The organism is Helicobacter sp. 23-1048 (genome assembly GCF_053654545.1).
The window spans coordinates 1-18,842 of record NZ_JBSIUT010000001.1; the positions used below are offsets into that span (position 1 = coordinate 1).

The 18,842-nt window shown below is 41.4% G+C and carries 17 protein-coding genes; 2 read left to right on the forward strand and 15 right to left on the reverse strand.

The genetic code is table 11. The annotated features are described in order from the left end of the window. The first annotated feature begins 36 nt into the window (after nt 1–36). Both ACWIWK_RS00005 and ACWIWK_RS00010 read left to right on the forward strand, forming a co-directional pair. A complete protein-coding gene (locus ACWIWK_RS00005; RefSeq protein ID WP_454151988.1) occupies nt 37–1,305 on the forward strand; it encodes an MFS transporter in 1,269 nt (422 codons plus the stop codon). Next, nucleotides 1,302–1,937, forward strand: a complete 636-nt coding sequence (locus ACWIWK_RS00010; protein WP_454149670.1) for a hypothetical protein — start codon at nt 1,302–1,304, stop codon at nt 1,935–1,937. The genes ACWIWK_RS00005 and ACWIWK_RS00010 overlap by 4 nt, the downstream gene beginning before the upstream one ends. A gap of 112 nt (nt 1,938–2,049) precedes the next feature. On the opposite strand, the gene ACWIWK_RS00015 is transcribed toward ACWIWK_RS00010, so the two are convergent. From ACWIWK_RS00015 to ACWIWK_RS00085, 15 genes are read right to left on the reverse strand one after another with little or no spacing between them, the layout of a single operon-like run. Next, a complete protein-coding gene (locus ACWIWK_RS00015) occupies nt 2,050–4,422 on the reverse strand; it encodes a tetratricopeptide repeat protein (protein WP_454149672.1) in 2,373 nt (790 codons plus the stop codon). A gap of 51 nt (nt 4,423–4,473) precedes the next feature. Next, nucleotides 4,474–5,937, reverse strand: coding sequence for an NADH-quinone oxidoreductase subunit N (locus tag ACWIWK_RS00020; RefSeq protein WP_454149674.1), 1,464 nt, complete (start codon nt 5,935–5,937; stop codon nt 4,474–4,476). Further along, nucleotides 5,938–7,644, reverse strand: a complete 1,707-nt coding sequence (locus ACWIWK_RS00025) for a complex I subunit 4 family protein (RefSeq protein ID WP_454149676.1) — start codon at nt 7,642–7,644, stop codon at nt 5,938–5,940. Nucleotides 7,645–7,660: 16 nt separating this feature from the next. Beyond that, nucleotides 7,661–9,592 (reverse strand): NADH-quinone oxidoreductase subunit L, encoded by a 1,932-nt coding sequence (gene nuoL / locus ACWIWK_RS00030; protein WP_454149678.1) that lies wholly within the window; start codon nt 9,590–9,592, stop codon nt 7,661–7,663. 3 nt (nt 9,593–9,595) lie between these two features. Beyond that, nucleotides 9,596–9,898 (reverse strand): NADH-quinone oxidoreductase subunit NuoK, encoded by a 303-nt coding sequence (nuoK, locus tag ACWIWK_RS00035; RefSeq protein WP_454149680.1) that lies wholly within the window; start codon nt 9,896–9,898, stop codon nt 9,596–9,598. Beyond that, nucleotides 9,895–10,467, reverse strand: a complete 573-nt coding sequence (locus ACWIWK_RS00040) for an NADH-quinone oxidoreductase subunit J (RefSeq protein WP_454149682.1) — start codon at nt 10,465–10,467, stop codon at nt 9,895–9,897. Before ACWIWK_RS00040 ends, nuoK begins: the two co-directional genes overlap by 4 nt. Continuing rightward, complete coding sequence (nuoI, locus tag ACWIWK_RS00045) at nt 10,464–11,153, reverse strand: NADH-quinone oxidoreductase subunit NuoI (protein WP_454149684.1); 690 nt, start codon at nt 11,151–11,153, stop codon at nt 10,464–10,466. Before nuoI ends, ACWIWK_RS00040 begins: the two co-directional genes overlap by 4 nt. A 17-nt stretch (nt 11,154–11,170) precedes the next feature. Further along, nucleotides 11,171–12,160, reverse strand: coding sequence for an NADH-quinone oxidoreductase subunit NuoH (nuoH, locus tag ACWIWK_RS00050; protein WP_454149686.1), 990 nt, complete (start codon nt 12,158–12,160; stop codon nt 11,171–11,173). Then, nucleotides 12,157–14,592, reverse strand: coding sequence for a 2Fe-2S iron-sulfur cluster-binding protein (locus ACWIWK_RS00055; protein WP_454149688.1), 2,436 nt, complete (start codon nt 14,590–14,592; stop codon nt 12,157–12,159). Before ACWIWK_RS00055 ends, nuoH begins: the two co-directional genes overlap by 4 nt. After that, nucleotides 14,585–15,421 (reverse strand): hypothetical protein, encoded by an 837-nt coding sequence (locus ACWIWK_RS00060; protein ID WP_454149690.1) that lies wholly within the window; start codon nt 15,419–15,421, stop codon nt 14,585–14,587. The genes ACWIWK_RS00055 and ACWIWK_RS00060 overlap by 8 nt, the downstream gene beginning before the upstream one ends. Continuing rightward, nucleotides 15,418–15,705 (reverse strand): NADH-ubiquinone oxidoreductase subunit E family protein, encoded by a 288-nt coding sequence (locus ACWIWK_RS00065; RefSeq protein ID WP_454149692.1) that lies wholly within the window; start codon nt 15,703–15,705, stop codon nt 15,418–15,420. The genes ACWIWK_RS00060 and ACWIWK_RS00065 overlap by 4 nt, the downstream gene beginning before the upstream one ends. Further along, nucleotides 15,702–16,952 carry an NADH dehydrogenase (quinone) subunit D gene (gene nuoD, locus ACWIWK_RS00070; protein ID WP_454149694.1) on the reverse strand — a complete coding sequence of 417 codons (1,251 nt, stop codon included), beginning with the start codon at nt 16,950–16,952 and terminating at the stop codon, nt 15,702–15,704. Before nuoD ends, ACWIWK_RS00065 begins: the two co-directional genes overlap by 4 nt. Further along, nucleotides 16,952–17,752, reverse strand: coding sequence for an NADH-quinone oxidoreductase subunit C (locus tag ACWIWK_RS00075; RefSeq protein WP_454149696.1), 801 nt, complete (start codon nt 17,750–17,752; stop codon nt 16,952–16,954). Before ACWIWK_RS00075 ends, nuoD begins: the two co-directional genes overlap by 1 nt. Before the next feature lie 2 nt (nt 17,753–17,754). Then, nucleotides 17,755–18,279, reverse strand: coding sequence for a NuoB/complex I 20 kDa subunit family protein (locus ACWIWK_RS00080; protein WP_454149698.1), 525 nt, complete (start codon nt 18,277–18,279; stop codon nt 17,755–17,757). Beyond that, nucleotides 18,261–18,665 carry an NAD(P)H-quinone oxidoreductase subunit 3 gene (locus tag ACWIWK_RS00085; protein ID WP_454149700.1) on the reverse strand — a complete coding sequence of 135 codons (405 nt, stop codon included), beginning with the start codon at nt 18,663–18,665 and terminating at the stop codon, nt 18,261–18,263. The genes ACWIWK_RS00080 and ACWIWK_RS00085 overlap by 19 nt, the downstream gene beginning before the upstream one ends. Between the last annotated feature and the right edge of the window lie 177 nt (nt 18,666–18,842).

An 18,842-nucleotide genomic window follows, 5' to 3' on the forward strand; every position in this document is an offset into this window, starting at 1 on the left:
AGTATCTCAAATTTTAAGGAGTATTATTTAAGAGGAGTGCAAATGGCATTAAGTAATAAAGAAGTCAAGGTGCTTTCGTTAAGCTCGCTTGGAGGAATGTTAGAATTTTATGATTTTATTATTTTTGTGTTTTTCACATCGGTGATTTCACAGCTCTTTTTCCCCGCGCAAAGTAGCTTTTGGGCGAATATGAATACTTATGGCGCGTTTGCAGCGGGCTACTTCGCTCGCCCGCTTGGTGGCGTGATAATGGCGCACTTTGGCGATAAAAGCGGGAGGAAAAATATGTTTATGCTCTCTATTTTGCTAATGGTGATTCCCACCTTTGCGCTGGGGCTTATGCCTACTTATGAGCAGATTGGGATTCTCGCGCCAATCGTGCTAATCCTTGTGCGCGTAATGCAGGGCATTGCTATTGGCGGGGAGTTGCCCGGGGCGTGGGTGTTTGTCAAAGAGCATAACCAAAACCATTTGGGCGCGACAATGGGAATCTTCACAAGTGCTGTGGTCTCTGGAATCTTGCTAGGGAGTATCGTTACGCTTGGGGTGAATCTAAGCTTCTCACAAGAAGAGATTAAAGAATGGGCGTGGCGCATTCCGTTTTTGCTAGGCGGTGTGTTTGGAATCATCTCTATCTTTTTACGCCGATATTTAAGCGAAACGCCCGTGTTTAAGGAGATTAAAGCACTAAGCCAAACAAGCAAACTCCCTATCAAAGAAGCACTCAAATCGCACCGCTATGGCTTAGTGCATAGCTTTTTTTGCACTTGGGTGCTCACAGGGTGCGTGGTAATCACAGTGCTTCTCACACCAAACTTGCTAAGCGCAGTGTATGCAATCGATAATGTCTCTAAGGTGATTTATCAAATCATTGCTATCTTTTTCCTCGCTTCGGGCAATGTCTTTGGCGGGATTTTGAGTGATAGGATTGGAATCTGGGGGGCGAGTATCGTGCAGGGCTTAGGGCTTATGTTTTTTGCCTTTGTGTTTTATTATGGGCTTAGCAACCAAATGCACTTAGACGCGGTGTTGTTGTTTTATTACTTAATGGCGTTTTGCGCGGGAGTAATGGTCTTTACCCCGCTTATAATGGTAGAGAGCTTCCCCGCGCCTATTCGATATAGCGGGATTTCGCTAAGCTATAATGTCTCTTACGCGCTCTTTGGCGGGCTTACGCCTATCTTTTTTAGCTGGGTGGTGCATAGCGAAGATGTCTCAAACTTGCTTATTGGCTTTTATATGATGTTTTTGGGCGCGCTTGCTATCGTGCTGGGGAATCTTAAGATTAGCGGAGTGAAGCGATGAGGAGATTCTCTAGTGTGGCGAGCGTGGCGTTGGTTTGTGCGCTTAGTGGGTTTAGTGGCTTTAGCTTTAATGGGTGCGAGGAGTTTATCGACCCTTACGCTGATAGCCTTACAGAAGTGGAGCGCACAGAGACTTATGCGACTTATATCGAGGACACAAAGGCGGATAAAAAGTTTTCCCTTATCCTTAGTCGGCTAAAAGCCCCGCAAAGCTTCAAGCATAAAAATAAAATCACGCAATACACGGACTTTAGCAAAAATAAGGTTATGGACTTTGAGGGCAAGCAAGAGTTTGTCATAACGCCTATTGAGGAGCTTCTCACACTTTATCTCACGGACATTTCACGCGAGGAAACACTCACAATGCCACGATATGAGCTTGTCGAGCTAGAGAGCGTAGAGCATAAAAAAGTGCCTAACTCATATAGCCTCATCACTAAAGAGCATATCTTTGAGGGGTGCTTTTTAGTGAGTTTCACGCCTAGCGTGGATAAAGATGGCTTACTAGAGCGCAAATCCTACTTTAACGCAGATGGCTACATCAAACGCTATGAGTTTGGCGAAGCGCAAGGCGAGCGGTGGCTCTACAAACTCTCATCAAAGCCCTGCGAAAAGACGAAAAAACCTTTTTAGTTTTTTGCGTTGCAATGTGCGAGAAATTGAAATTTATCGCGCTTAGATTCTATTAGATTCTCTATTTTATAGACTTCATAGAATCAACACAAACCCTCATACAAAGATTTGGTTATTGCAAAATATCAAGGGCTTGGGTGCAGAGATTTTTCCACACGCTAAGTTGTTGGGTTTGGTTTGATTGCAACTCTTTGCATTGATTAAAGCTAAGCCGTGCGTCTTTTTCGTTGTTTTGAGTCTTTTGCACCGAGCCTTTGAGGTAGAGGGCTTGAGCGAGCGTGGGGACTTCTATATCCTTTTTAGCAAGGCTATCAAGCACTTCTAGGCTTTGATTATACCTGCCTAAGCGCATTAAACTTTGCGCCAATGCAAAATCCACATACGGCGTGCCGTGCGTGTTTTTGTGGAGTTGCTGGAGGCGTAAAATATCGCGTGCATACACTTCGATACTTACTTCGTTTTTCTCTGCTTCGGCGCGCTTAAGGAGCTCTAGCTCCACATCAATCAATCGTATATCATCGCTTAAATGCTCGTGCAAAAATGTATAAACTTGCGTTGCTTCATCTAAGTTGTTGCTAAGGATTAAATGGCGGAAAAAGATAAAGCCCACATCGTAGTATTCGCGTTGCTTAAGTCCTTTAGCAAGATTGAGCGTATCCCTCGCTGAAAGCAATGTAGGCTTGTTTTTACCGAGCTTATCGAGGTTTTGCGTCTCCATATATAAGACTGATAGCTTGGTTTGTGGGTCTTGTGCTTCTTTGGCGAGATTCTCTATTGCCACTTGAGCTTGGGCATTAAGCGCGAGAGAGTAGAGGCACTCAAACGCGGTGAAATTTTGATGAAAGGTAAATTGCTCCTTTTTATAATGACTAAAGTCTTTAGCGATTGCTTTACAATCCTTTTCTTGCAGGGCACGCAATAAGATTTGATAATAGCTTTTATCGATGAGCTCCGCTTCAACGCCATTTTGCGCGATGACATTTTCATACTCGCCCCTATCAAAGAGAATCTGGGCTTTGAGATTAAGTGCTTTTTGCGCTACGGGCGTGTTTGGATACTTCTGCATTAAGTAATCATAGCGCGTGATTTTCTCATCTGGCGAATCATCTAATCCAATATCAAAGAGCAACTCATCATCGCGTTCTTTGACTTCGGCTAAATGCCCTTTGTGTGGGTATTCTTCTGCGTAAAGGAGATTTATCCTATGCGCGTTTTCATAATCTCCAAAGTTTTGGTAAAAAACCGCTGTCTTATTGAGTAAATCATCGCGTGAAAGGCGCAAATCATCATCATCTGTATTGTTGTATAAATACTCGCCTATTTTTGCTGCGCTCTCCCACATTTCGTGCTCAGTAAGTGTGGTGATAAAATCAAGGCTTTGAAGTAAATTATTGACAAAATAGGTTGGGTTTGCTGTCATTAGCGTATCAACAAGCCTTTTTGCTTCTTTATTTTCTTTTCTACTCATATAAAATTCGCTCCACTTTATCGCAATCAAACTTGCAGAATCTAAGTCCTTTGCCTCTTCATAGGCTTGGATAAAATGACGCATAGCTTGCTGTGGCTGCTCTAATCCATAATATGACCTTGCAAGTTGCATTTTAGCGAGCGGGGCAAAACGCGAATTTGGATATTCGGTTATAAGCCTATCGTAGTAATACTTCGCCTCTGAGATAAAGTGGATTCCAACATACGCATTTCCTAGAGTGTAGAGCACTTCTGGGATATTCATATCTGTGGGGTATCGCTTCACCCACCGCACGCCTGTATCAACGATAGAATCTGCATTCTCCACTTCGTCAATTTCTCGCAGGGCAACGATTCTATAAAAAAGCAAATCCCGCACAAAAATCGTATCTGGGAACACGCGCAAAGTATCATCGATGACTTTTATCGCATCAAGGTAGGATTGTGATTTCATTAAACTCTGCGCATTTAGGTAGTAAGCAAAGTCCTGCCCCTCATCAAAGTGCAATGGCGCGCGATTGATGTCAAGCTCACCGACAAACTGCTCCTCTTTTGGCAATACTGCCACAGGGAAATTAAGTCCTTTGCTTTTGGTTTGAGAGAGAAAGGGAATCACGCCCTTAAAGCCTACGATTTGCCAATTTTTGGATTTTTTGGGTCGCTCTTTGGGAATGGGGTCATTGGTCTTTAAATCTGAGAAAGTATTAAAGAGTTTGGAGCTAAAATTTGGCTCAATATAAAGATAGAAATGCCCGTCAATAACGCGATTATAGAATCGAAAAAAAATCGTATTTGTGGGCGAGAAGCTCGCTCTTGGGGTGCGCTCAATAATGCAAACCACACGAATAGGCTCGCTATGCTCGTTAGTAAATTCTTGGCATTCAAATGGCTCGCTGTGCTGGAGATTGAGCACAGAGAAATATTCGTTATTTTGCTTGCCATAGTTTATGGTTACATCAAGTGCCTTTGTGGTAGCAACAATACACAATACGCAAAAAATAATCCTTATGGCTTTCATCGCGCCACTCCTAGCCTTGCTTGATAAAATTCTATGAAAAATAAATGAAAATTATTGATATTGATATAGTAAAACACACCATTGTATGCTATCAAGCAAATTTTGAGCCATTAGGGCACATAGAGAAACATAAAATACACAAATCGCCACAATAGCCACGCCAAAAACGCTTTTTTGTGGGCTCAGTGTATGCGGTGTGGAATCGTGTAAAAAACTTACCACCACCACACGCAAATAATAAAACGCCGCTATCGCGCTGTTGATTACCATAATAATAGCAAGCACACTTAAACCACTATCAATAGAGAGTTTAATGAGAATAAACTTCCCCCAAAAGACACTTAGAGGCGGGATTCCCGCTAATGCAAACATAAAGATTCCAAGACTTATCGCACTTATAAGCGAGCGATGAGCAAGCCCGCTAAAACGCGAAATAGCATAATCTTGTGTATCTTTAGAATCGCGTAATAACCAAAGCATACCAAATGCACCAATGTTAGCAAACATAAACCACACCCAATAGGCAAACAAACTGCTTAACCCCTCTAATCCACCAATTAAAACCCCGCTTAATAAGAATCCAGCGTGTGAAATCGAGCTGTATCCAAGCATTCGCTTTACATCTTTTTGCACTAAGGCAAGCAAGTTTGGCACACTCATCGTAAAAACCACAATGATAAAAAGCAAAACTTGAGGGAATCTGCTCTGGTCGCTTACTTCTATGGTGAGATTAAGCAAATAAAACGCTACGACAAATGCTGCAATTTTTGGCGCGATAGACATAAAGCCCGCCATTATCGCACTTGAACCCTCATACGCATCAGGAGTCCAAGTGTGGAATGGCACGGCAGAGAGTTTCACGCCAAGCCCGCAAAACATCAGCACAAAGCCTATAATGATATGAATGCTAAAAGTATTTGACGCGAGTAAGTCTAAACTCCCTGTCCCAAGATACAAAAATGCCGCACCAAAAACTAAAAACGCGCTTGCATACGCTCCCATTGTGAAATACTTAATTGCTGCTTCAATGCTATTTTTCCCTCCACCAAGAGCGATAAGCCCATACACGCCAAGCGAAGAAATCTCAAGCCCAAGTAAAATAACCACTATATTGGTGCTACTTACCATACATTGCAACCCAGCAATAACAAAAAGCCAAATAGCGTAATATTCGCCTCTTTGAAATTCCTTAGTGCTGTTTTGAGCAAGGCTTAATAAAATAAAAAGCACACTTGAGAGCAAGATAAGAATCTGAGCTAAATAAGCCACTCCACTCACAAGAAGCAAGCCAAAGAAAATTCGCTTAGGCTGGTAAATAACTCCTGTATTACTCAGCACAAAATACAAATCAGCCACCAAAAAAGCAACGCTCAATACTCCACATAGCCACATCTTAGGACGCGTATAAAACGCACTTACAAGGAGCACCACTAAAGCACCAGCAAGGACACAAAACAACGGATAGGCTTGCGAAATCTCAAGCCCTGATACATACAAATCGTTTAATTGTTGCATTTACTCTCCTTGTGTAGCGGGATTTTGTAGGTTAGAATCTTGTATAGGTTGGAGGGAGTGTAGAGATTTCTCCTCGTTAGGTTGAGTGGGGTTAGGCATAGATTCTTGTGTGCTTTGGTCGGCTTGCTCGTCTTGCTCTAATGGAGTCTTAGAGAGCTTTTCTACAACAGATGAGTCCTCTGGGTCTATGATAGTATGCGGGATAAGGGGGTCAAAGTAATTGAGTTTAGAATCCACTACATCAAGTATCATAAGTGCGGAATTTTGCGCGGGAAGCAAAATGGGCTTTGGATAGATTCCAAAAGCGATGATAAGCAACGCCAATGGAATAAGCGCGCATTTCTCACGAGCATTGACATCGTTTAATGTGGGTGTTTTAGAATCAAGTTTGCCTAAAAACACGCGCCCAAACACGCTCAACATATACACCGCACCCATAACCACACTAAGCCCAGCAAGCAGTGTGATGATTTTATTTACTTTAAAAAATCCATATAAACTCAAAAACTCGCCCACAAAGCCTATGGTAAGCGGTAATCCCACGCTTCCTAATAAAGCAATGGCAAAAAGTGTGCTAAACTTTGGCATAATGCTTGCAAGTCCGCCAAGAGATTCTATCATCGATGTATTTTTGCGCTCTTGTATCACACCCACAAGCATAAAGAGCATCGCGCTAATAATGCCGTGAGCCACCATAAAAAATACCGCACCGCTTATGCCCTCGACATTGAGCGAAAACACACCTAAAATAATCACGCCAATATGTGAGATTGAGCTGTATGCAACGACTTGCTTTATATCCTTTTGCGCGTAGGCTAAAAACGCTCCATACACCACCATACACACACAAATTATGCTAATTATGAAAGTAAAATCTACGCTTGCCACAGGGAAAAGCGGGAAACAAAAGCGAATGATTCCATAAATCCCCATTTTTGAAAGTAATGCGCTAAGGAGCACTGAACCCACAATGGGGGCTTGTCCATACGCATAAGGCAACCAAGTATGCAGTGGAAACATTGCACTTTTTACCCCAAAAGCGAGAAAAAACGCTATAAAAAGCCAGCTTTGCACATTGAGATTAAAATCATACCAATCAAGCAAATTAAAACTCCAAACCCCGCTATCCAAGTGAAACACATAGGCATAATAAACAATCCCAACAAGCATAACAAGCGAAGCACTAAAGGTATAAAGGAAAAACTTCACGCCTGCATAAATCCTGCGCTCTCCTCCCCAAATCCCAATAATAAAAAGCGAGGGCACTAAAGTAAGTTCCCAAAAAATATAAAACATCATCACATCAAGAGCGCAAAAAACACCAATAACAATGCCTTGAAGGAGTAAAATATTTGCTATAAAATAGCGCAATTTTGGTGTATCAGGCGAAATAAACACAATCCCCAAAAAGCCAATAAGCGCACTCAACAACACCAAAAAGAGCGAGATTCCATCAACGCCCACAAAATATGCAATACCAAGAGTATCAATAAGAGGGATTTTGTGAATAAACTGAAAGCCAGAAAAATGGCTATCAAAATACCAAAACAACGCACCACAGAGCACAATCTCAATGCCACCTACAAAAATCCCAAAACTTCGCGCACTAATGGGGACATTATGAAAAAAGATTTTTCGCATAAAGCTTTCTTTCCACAAAATCATTAACACACCACAAAGCACAGGGAAAAAGATGATAACGCTCAATAAATAGCCTAAAACACTATGCACTTAACACCTCCCAAAGCCCAATTAGCATTAAAGCGAGGAAGACAAATACGCCACAAACCATTAAACGCAAACTTTGCGATAAATCTCCACTTTGCGTAGCCTTTTCATATTCGCCACCTTTTGCGAGCATTTTTGCAAGAGAATCTACAATGTTATCAATGATTTTACACTCAATGCGTTGCCACAAAAATGTAGCGATTTTTTGGTAGGGGATAATGATACATTTCTCATACAGCTTAGGGATATAATATTGATGAAACAAAAGTTTATACAATGCGTTTGGTTGGGAATCAGTAAAGCCATTTTTATATTTGCCTATCGCAAAAGCTATCCCCCCAAACACTACGATTGTCGTAATAGCAATAAGATAGTAATGCGGGAAATCACTTGGCTCAAGGGAGAGTTCTGGTAAGAGCGGATTGATACTTGTCGCAAAATATTCCTCAAAAAATCCTGCCACAACGGCTAAAATCCCCAATGGCAACAGAGAAAAAAGCATTAGATTTGGTGCTTCGTGCGCGTGCTGTGTGCTTTGTTGTGCTTGTTTGCGCGGAGCAAATACAAGCATTAGCAACCTAAAGCTATAAAATGCAGTAAAAAATGCCCCTACAAGCAAGGCGACCCATAATCCAAAATGCTGGGTGTAAAAGGCAGATTCTAAAATCAAATCCTTAGAAAAATATCCTGCAAACGGAAATACCCCACAAAGGGCAAGTGAAGCGACAAGCATAAACACAAAAGTCGCCCTTAGAGGCTTATATAAACCACCCATTTTGGTAATATCAAGCTCATCATTGCACGCGTGCATTACATTCCCAGCCCCCAAGAATAAAAGAGCTTTAAAAAAAGCGTGTGTAACAAGATGAAAAAATGCTATCCAATACATTCCAAGTCCAGCTGCTACAAACATATATCCAAGCTGAGAGAGTGTAGAATACGCGATAATGCGCTTTAAATCACGATTGACTAACGCCATACTCGCTGCGAACAACGCCACAAAAGCACCAAGATAAGTGATAAACACTCTCACATCAAACAAATACCAATACAACTCATCTAAACGAAGCACCAAATACACACCAGCCGTTACCATTGTGGCTGCGTGAATAAGCGCGGATACGGGAGTAGGACCCTCCATCGCATCAGCTAGCCAAGTATGAAATGGGAACTGCGCACTTTTCCCCATAGCACCGATAAAAAGTAATGCCCCACCCCATAAAAATCCTTTATACTGCTCATAAGATGGTGCATTAGGACTGCTACTATGTGCCAAATCCGCGCTTAATGGGAGAATATCTCTAAAATAAATAGAATCTGCCGTGCTCGCTATAAAGAAAATGCCAAGAAGCATCGCTAAATCCGCAATTCTATTCATTATAAAGGCTTCATTGGAAGCAAAAATCGCGCTTTGCTTGTGATAAAAAAATCCAATAAGCAAGTATGAACACAGCCCTACTCCCTCCCAACCGATAAATAACCCAAGCAAATTATCACTCATCACCAAAAATAGCATTGAAAACACAAACGCACTCAAAAACGCGAAATAGCGGTTAAATCCTTTATCGTGCGCCATATATCCAATAGAATAAATATGCACGCAAGCACTTACCAAATTTACCACACTAGCCATTACCAAACTCACAAAATCAAGCTCAAAGGTAAATCCACTAAAAAACCCTCCAGCCACTATCCAATCGCCCATATACAAGCGGATAAGTCCAATCCCAATATCAGCTGTATAGAATCTATACAGCAAAAAGACGCATACAATAGTGCTCATAAGCAACAACGCGCTAGGCACAAATCCAGCAATCAAGCGTTTTGGGCTAAATGCAAAGTAAGCACTAAACAGCGCGCCAGCAAGTGGAGCAAACAAAATAAAAAAACCACAAAATGTTTCAAAAATTACAGAATCACCCGCCATTACTTATCCTTTAAGATTGCTTAATGAATGCAAATCGATATTGCGTTGCTTTTTAAACCATACCACCAACAATCCAAGTCCTACACACACTTCAGCTGCTGCAATAGCAATGACAAAAAAGGCGAACACTTGTCCTTGTATATCGCCTAAATGTGCCCCAACAGCTACCAATGCAATGTTTGCAGCATTAAGCATAATCTCTGTGCAAAAAAAGAGCATTAAGAGATTTCTGCGTTGCATAAGTCCAAAAAGCCCCACGCAAAATAACAATGAAGCCAAAATAAGATAATGATACAAACCTATCATTGCTCCCCTCCATTTGTAAGGTTTAGCGTATCTGGTGCATTTTTATCGCTAGATTCTGTGTTTTTGTGCATTACAAGTGCGATTGCTATGACCATACTAAGGAGCAATAAAATCGCTGCCATCTCAAAGGCAAAAAGATATTGTGTGAAAACAAAAAACCCAAATGTTTGGACATTATTGAGTGGTTCTTTTGATTGCACACTAAGCGTAAGATTCCCAAAAAGCTCAAGTTCGCCCACAAACATAACACAAATCACAACCAATAATGCCCCCACAAGCACGCTTAGCACTATGGCAAGGGTTTTGTTTTTATACGATTGTTTAAAATCTTTAGTAAGATTAAAAAGCATCATACCAAAAGCATATAACGCTACAATCGCGCCACCATACACTACGATTTGCACTACGCCTAAAAACTCTGCATTAAGCAAAAAGTAAAATACCGATACAAGCACCATTCCAAGCGCAAGCGCACTCATCGCATAAAGAGCATTTTTAGAAAGCACCACCACGAGACAAAGTCCCAATACAAGCACACCAAAGGCATAAAAAATACAAGATTCTATCATTGGCTTGCCTCCGTATTTGCTTGGGATTGTGCTGTGCTATGAGAATCTGGTGTGTTTTGTTCTTGTGGAGCAGTGTTTCCCTGCGAAATGTTATCCTCTTGGCTTTCATCAACTTTTTGTTTAATCCCATACGCTAGGGGAGTGGGAATAAGCAAGCTATCAGCATTTACACTCACGCTTCCATATCCTTGAAATTCCCCACTTGGTGCTTTTTCCAACAAAAAGTCCTTTGCGCCAAAATGCGCTCGTTGTGTGCTTGCATTTTCTATCCGCTCTCCGTGCACAATGGCGAGCTCTGGGCACACTTCCGCACACAATCCACAATAAATACAACGACCAAAATTTATCGTATAATCATCGATTTTTTTACGCCCATCACTTCCAATGCCTGTAATAATGCGAATGCAATTACTCGTGCAAATCTTCTCGCACAATCCACAGCCAATACATCGTTCGTTGTTGGATTCCAATAATCGCTGGAGTTTATGGATAGAGCGATAACGCGAAGAAAGTGGCATACTCTCAAGGGGATATTGCACCGTTACACTTTTACTACAAAATTCTCTTAAGCTCAACGATAATCCCTTAATAATATCAAGAGAAAAAGTTACTTTAATGGCTGAAATCACACGCCAAAAGAAATTTTTAGGCTTTTTTGATTCTGCAATATAATAATATTTTGCCATTTTTACTCCTTTATGCTTTATACCAAAAGTAGCACTACGCCCGTTATGCAAACATTAAGCAGTGCCAAAGGCAACAACACTTTCCAACACGCTCTTAGTAGCTGGTCTGAACGAATATGTGGTAAAGTCGCCCTCACCCACATAAACAAAAAGATAAAAAAGCATACTTTAAGCAAAATCGCTATGCCTCCGGGGATAAAGCCTATGGGATTAAAACCACCAAAAAAGAGTAATGCAAAAATAAAGCACACCGCAATCATATTGGCGTATTCACCGATAAAAAATATCCCCCACCTAAGCCCGCTATACTCTGTGCAATACCCAGAGACAATCTCTGCTTCGTGCTCTAACAAGTCAAATGGCGTGCGATTAAGCTCTACAAACGCCGCGCAAGCAAAAAGCACAAAAGCAAGAGGCTGTTTAAAAATGAGCCAATCACTCACATTTGCTTGATAGTTGTTAATATCAATAAGCGAAAGCGAGCCCACAATCATCAGCGGAGCAAGCAAGCTAAGCCCTGTAATCATCTCATAGCTTACAAACTGCACCACTGCTCGCGCTCCACCAATGAGCGAATACTTACTATGCGAGCTAAAGCCAGCAAGCAAAGGTGCATAAATCCCACACGAACTTATCGCCAAAAAAAGCAAGATTCCCATATTGACATCTGCGACAATAGGCGCGATAGTGTGTCCAAACATTTCAAACTCAGGGAAAAATGGAATCGCGCTCATCGCAACAAACGCCGATACAACCGAAACAATAGGCGCGATAATAAACATTAAGCGATTGGCATTAAGCGGGATAATATCCTCTTTAAAAAAGAGTTTAATGCCATCGGCAAGGGCTTGAAGCAGACCAAAAGGCCCAACATAATTTGGTCCAATGCGCCGTTGAAAAATACCCAAAACCTTGCGCTCCAAATAAGTGGAAAATCCCCCTAATGAAGCAAAAACTGCAATAATGACTAAAATCTTTAAAATAGTTTCTGTGATATAAAAACTCATTGTTGCGCTCCCACACTTGATGTCTGCACGCGTAACTTGGTATAAAGCGCATTGCCAAATAATGCCCTCGCGCCCTTAAGCAATGGAGAGAGGACGAAAAATTCGCCATCCATATTGTAATCAACAAACACTTGGGCTTTAAGGCTTGCTCCTTTATCGTTTTGCAAGAGCACAAAATCATTGGGTGTGATATTAAGGCTTTGCGCATACGCTGGCGAAACATACACACCTACTTTATTTTGCAATGAATCTGAACGCGCGTTAATGTGATTAAAATACGATGGACTATGAGCTAAAAGTGCGTTTAAAGACTTTGATTGTGTGTCATTGCTAAAAGGCTTTAACCCAGCTATACGCGGATAAAGAGAATCTAAAAAGCCCCTAGATTCTAAAAGTTTGCCTCGTTTGTTTTCCCCATTTGGGGCGTAAAAATTCCTAAGACTATGTAAATGTTGTAGTGTAAAATTGTGGTTAAACGCGCCCATTTCCTTGCTCCAGTCGCTCATATACCCGCTTCCTAATCCAAAGCCACACGCAATATCAGCCAAATCCAAACACGCGCAATCAAAGCTAGGCGCAAGAGGCAACAAACGCAACTCTGCATTAAGCACGCTTCCCTCCATTTGGGCAAGGGCTTTTATAGCAACATTGGGTGGTGTTTGCTTGCTATTTGGGTTGTGGCTATCAAGGACAAACGCCATCTTGCCAAACTCCTCATATATTTCATCATTGCATACACGCACGCCTATGCAATGCTCGATGTCTTGCAACTGCGCATAATCGCTTAAATGCGCCAATGAAAGCATACCAAGCGCATTGCCAAAAGGTGGGATACAAAAGATTGTCATTTTGCAAGATTGTGCTAATTGTGCGAGAAGTTGCACGATGCGAGCACTTTGAGCGTGAGAGTAAATTTCCTCGCCTACGATAATCACTCCATTTTGCGCGACAAAACCCTGTGTGAAAAATCCATCAAACGCTGGCGATGGCAAATCTTGCGTAGATTCTTGCGTGGTATGAGAATCTTTATCTTGATTTTGCGTAGAAGTATCTTTAGAATCTTCTTGCAGGCTCTCTTGCTTTGGCATAAGCTCTTTTGTGAGATTCTCTAAAAAGGCGCAAATTTCGCCCACCTCATAGACAAACGACTTTGAATTGCGACCAAGCCTTGAGATAAGCGTATTAGCAAACGAGTGAAAATGTGCGAATTTGCATTCCTTATCTGCTTTAAGTTTTTGGTTAATAAGATAACGCAGAGATGGCATTGCGTGTGGCAAGTTTGTGCCAATGCTAATAATGCCCTTTGCCTGCTTCACACAGGAGAGAAACCCTATTTGTGCGCCTGCGTTTTTTAATGCTGTGATAAACGCGCCAAAATTCTGTGCTCTCTTATTGTATAAGTTAAAACCAATTTTTTGGCGCAATGATTCTAAAATGATAATTTCCTCATTGGTGCATAAATCCCCGACAATCACGCTTTTAGCAGTGCTAAAAGCGTCTATACATTCTTGTAAGTCTATTTGGGTTGCATTCAGTGGCTCGCTTATATTATCTCCGCCAAATCGTGCTGTCCCGCAAATGGGCTCAAACTCGCCATCATTAGTAATGCGATAAATTTGCTTTTTGCCTTCTAAATTGCTATGGCGAGATTCCATATATATGAGACAGCCACCAGCACAATGCGTGCAAGTAGTGGGAATCTTGCTAAGTTCCCACGCATTTGCTCTATACTTAAAATCCTTGACAATAAGCGCACCCACAGGGCATACACTCACACACTCCGCACAATCTAAGCAGGGTTGCTCGCCTACAAAACTAATAAGTGATTTTTGTCTCCTTACCCACACGCTTAGCGGGTCTTTTGGGATTGTGTCCTTCCACAATGTGGTATCAACTTCTTGTAAATCTGCTTTTTGTGCTTTGAGGTTTGCCTCGCCTAGATTCTCATCACAAGTAGTTACACATCGCTCACATAATATACATAAATTTGGGTCATAATTTACTTTTGCCCAGCTTGCGTGTGGTTTGTTGGATTCTTGAATAAAAAAATGTTGGCTCTGCACGCCCATTTTGTTTGTCCAATTTTGTAAATCGCACTCTCCGCTTTTATCACATACACCGCATTGCAATGGGTGATTAACATCATAAGTTTGCATAATAGCTCTACGCTCATCTTGGAGCTCTGCGTTTTGTGTGATTATTTGCATTCCGTCTTTTGCTTTACTCGCGCACGCATAGGCTCTTTTGCCATCAATTTCTACCATACACATTTTACACGCACGCGTGGGCGAACAATTATTAAGATAACAAATCGCGGGAATCTCAATGCCATTGCGCCGTGCGACTTGCAAAATGTAATCGCCCTCATTGCAAAATATCTCTACACCATCGATATTTATACGCACTTTGGTAGATTCTATAATGTTAGACATTCACACCTCCTTGCAGTGAGGTAATTTTATAAAACGGATAGTGTGAAATCTCGTGCGAACAAAGGATAGCTATCGTGCCTTTTAACTCACTTAGCAATCTCGCTTGAATCTCTAATGTATCTGCGTTTTCTAAGCGCAATGTATATGGGGTTGGCGCGCTTGAAATATCTTGTAGTTTAAAAATCATACCAAAGTTGTTTGGCATAAGTAATTTGGCGTCCTTTGGCAAACTAACTTTTTGCAAATCACTTGGAAGCACTTGATAGACAAACGCACCATCGCTTTGTGGCAAATCCTCAAATTCGCTTGCAATAGCACTTGTAAGCGCAATCAACCCCTGCGTGGAATCTAAGCCCACATCTAAATCCTGCAAGTAAAGTTGCGTGTGAGTTAATAACGCGATTGTGCGTATAAGTTGTGCGATGAGCGAGGACTTTTGGTGTAATGCTAAATCCCTACCAAGCAATAATGCGCACTTTTTGTCGCACAAAAAACGACCAATATTAAGGGCTTCTTCCTCGCTCATATTACTCTCGCTAGCCAAGTAACCAATATCAAGGCTCTCTAAAAATTCTTGCACCTCATCATTTTTCTTAGCAAGATTCTCACAAACTCCCCAAAGTAAAAGCGCGCAAACTGCGTGTTCTGTGCCAATTTCATAATTATAGCCATTGGGTGTAAAAAACGGGTGCAAGAGAATAGTATCGCTAGAATGTGTCATAGAGTGCGCTAACGCAGGAAATACTCCAACACTGACAAATGAAATGTCTGGTTTTATATCTGCAAATGGCTTTATGTTAGCATTGAGCATTGTTGCAAACTTTTTCATTGCTTCACCTCGCTTGATTGCGCTGGGGTAGATTGTGTGCTGGATTGGAGGGTGTGAAAAGAGCCTTTGCGCACTACAAAAGTCCAATCTTTCTCGTTAAAGCGAATGGAATTGATTAGCTCCGCGCCACATTCTAACGCTAAATCCGCGCTTTTTTGGATTAAATCAAACTCGACAAGCTCAAAGATAAAAATACTCACTTCACCATCCTCACTTTGTGTGATAATCTCGCGCATTCTCTCCAAGCACTGCGCTCCTAAATGTCGCAAATCATATCGCCTCATCTATCCACCTCGCCAAAAATTGCATTAAGATTCCCAATGATTGTAACCACATCAGCGAGATAATGCCCCAACAACAAATCTTGCAAAAGCCCTGTGTGATAGAAGCAAGGGGCACGCACTTTCAAGCGATAAGGATATGGCGCACCAAGTGAGTGGATAATAAAGCCCAATTCCCCGCGTGGAGATTCTGTTGGGGCATACGATTCTCCCACAGGAGGGCGCATACCTTGCGTAACAAGGACAAAATGCTCCATTAGCGAATAGTTTTGTGTCATTATCTGCTCTTTTGTGGGAGAAATGTATCGCGCATCTTTTGCCATAATTTGTGATGATGTGCCTTTATAAAACTCCAACGCTTGACGAATAATTTTAGCAGATTGTCTAATCTCTTCCATATACAAGCGATAACGCGCATAGCAATCGCCCTCTTTAGCAAGCGGAATGTCAAAGTCAAATTTCTCATAAATGCTATATGGCTCACTCCTGCGAATATCAACCTCCAAACCACAGCTTCGAGCGATAATGCCACTTAATGCCCACGATTTGGCAATCTCTTTAGAAATCACGCCCACGCCATCTAATCGCGTTCTCCAGATTCTATTTTTGTCAAGCAAGCCTTCAATAAGTCCTAACATTTGTGGCAAAGAATCTAAAAAATTACACACCTTGCTATCAAAATTTGGAGGCAAATCTAGTGGCACACCACCGATACGCATTGCATTATGTGTAAGCCGCGCCCCGCAGTATTCCTCCATTAAATCAAGTCCATATTCGCGTTGTTTAAACGCGTATAAAAAAATAGAGAGTGCGCCCACATCCATTCCGTGCACGCCTACATAGAAAATATGTGAGATAATGCGACTAAGCTCTAATAAAATCACCCTGATAGCCTCCGCACGCAATGGCACTTCCACGCCGATAAGTTTCTCAACACTAAGAGCATAGGCAAAGTTATTGCTCACCGATGAAATATAATCAAGTCTGTCTGTGGTTGGCATAAACTCATTATAAATCATATTTTCTGCGAGCTTTTCTACCCCTCTATGCAAGTAACCAATATCAGGCGTGGCTTTGGTAACAATTTCATTTTCTAACTCTAAAATAAGTCGCAGTTGCCCGTGCGCGCTCGGGTGCTGTGGTCCAAAATTAAGAGTGATTTTGCTTGGAGTATGCTCATCGCCTTGAGATTGACGCTCAAAAAAGATATTCTCAAAACTAGGGTTTAATCGTGTATAAACTTGTGCCATTATCGTTTCTCTTTGAGTTTTGTTGGAGTTTTTGGGTATCGCTTGATAGCATAAGGTTTATTTTCTTCTTGGAATCTATGCGTATCTATCACGCCTTGCGTGTCTGCATTTTTAGAATCTCCACTATATTTTCGCATTGGTGCAAAGTTAATGCTATCGCCTCTATCAATCCTTGCGCTATCGCGTTGCTCAGGACCGATTATATCGCGATATTGCTCGCCAAAAATCGTATCAACCTCATACCAAGCAGCATTTTCATCGCCTTGTAGCGGATATGATTTGCGCAATGGATGTCCCACCCAATCAGGTGGCATAAGGATTCTACGCAAGTCTTTGTGTCCTTTAAACTCAATGCCAAACATATCAAAACACTCACGCTCTGCCCAATTCGCACTTTTATAAAAAGGTGTAAGAGAATCTATACTATCACCTGCACCTAACACACACTTCACCTTTAATCGCACAATCTTTCGCCCATTGTCCTCATATTTCACGCACAAATAAGAAAGCTCAAACTCATCTCTTTGCTCTAAAAAATCCACCGCTACAAGCTCGGTTAATGTCTCAAAACCAAGCCCAAAAAGTCGCTCAAACACCACAAGTATATTTTTGGAATCCACCCAAATTGTCGGCATTCCTAGCTCCATATAGTGTGATTGTATAAGCTTAGGCAAAGCGACGATAAGCTCACTAGCAAAATGCCACTGCATAAAATCCACTCTTGGCACAGCTTTTGGAATCTCAAATTTTTGCGTATAAGCGACTTTTTTTTGTCTATTTGGGACTTGATTTTTTACCATAACTACACCATTCGCTTAGATTCTAAATGTTTGTTCTGTGCCACAGGGATAGCCTTGTTTGAACGGATATGTTGTTGTAACATCAAAATTGCATATTGCAAAGTTTCAGGGCGTGGGGCACAGCCGGGCAAATAAATATCCACAGGAATGATTCTATCCACGCCTTGCACGGTAGCATAAGTATTAAACATTCCGCCTGTGTTCGCACAACTCCCCATAGAAATCACCCATCGTGGTTCGGGCATTTGGTCGTATAATCGGCGCACAAACTGCGCGTGCTTCTTGGTTACTGTGCCAGAGATTATCATCAAATCACTTTGTCGTGGAGAAGCGCGAAAAATGCTCCCAAATCTATCCAAATCATAGCGCGAACCGCCTGTCGCCATCATCTCAATAGCACAACACGCCAATCCATAAGTCATTCCCCACAGCGAGTTGCTTCGCCCCCAATTTAGAATCTTATCCACCGTGCTAAGCACTATGGGTAGTCCGCCATTTTGCAAATAGTTTATTTTATGCTCTGCCATTGCAATGCTCCCTTTTTCCACGCATACACAAACCCAACAATCAAAAGTGCAAGAAAGCTAAGCATTTCAAAAAACACAAAGCCACCCAACCCAAAATCCCTAAAGAGCTTGAAATCAATCGCCCAAGGAATCATAAAAATCACCTCAATATCAAACAAAATAAACAATAACGCAAGTAAAAAAAACTGCGAAGAAATCGTGTTTGATTGTTTATTTGGTGTAACGCCACACTCATAAGGAGCGAGTTTTAGCTTCTCTCTATCTTTTTTGGCAATCGCATTTGAAATCTTATGCTGTAAATGCAAAAGCCCGCCAAAAATCGCAATGCTCATAATAAGTGCGAGCAACACACCAATATATGGATAGGCAAATGTTGTATGACTCATCGTTTTCCTGCTTTATTTGTTGTATTTCACTCATAATTTTACGCAAAAATACATAATTTATTCCTTAAAAATGCAAAAAAGTTTCTTATTTCTTTAACTTTGTAATATTTTAGTAAAAAAGTCAAAAACTATTGTGATAAATTTTTGTATGGAGTCTTGGAGATTCTGTCCTTATGA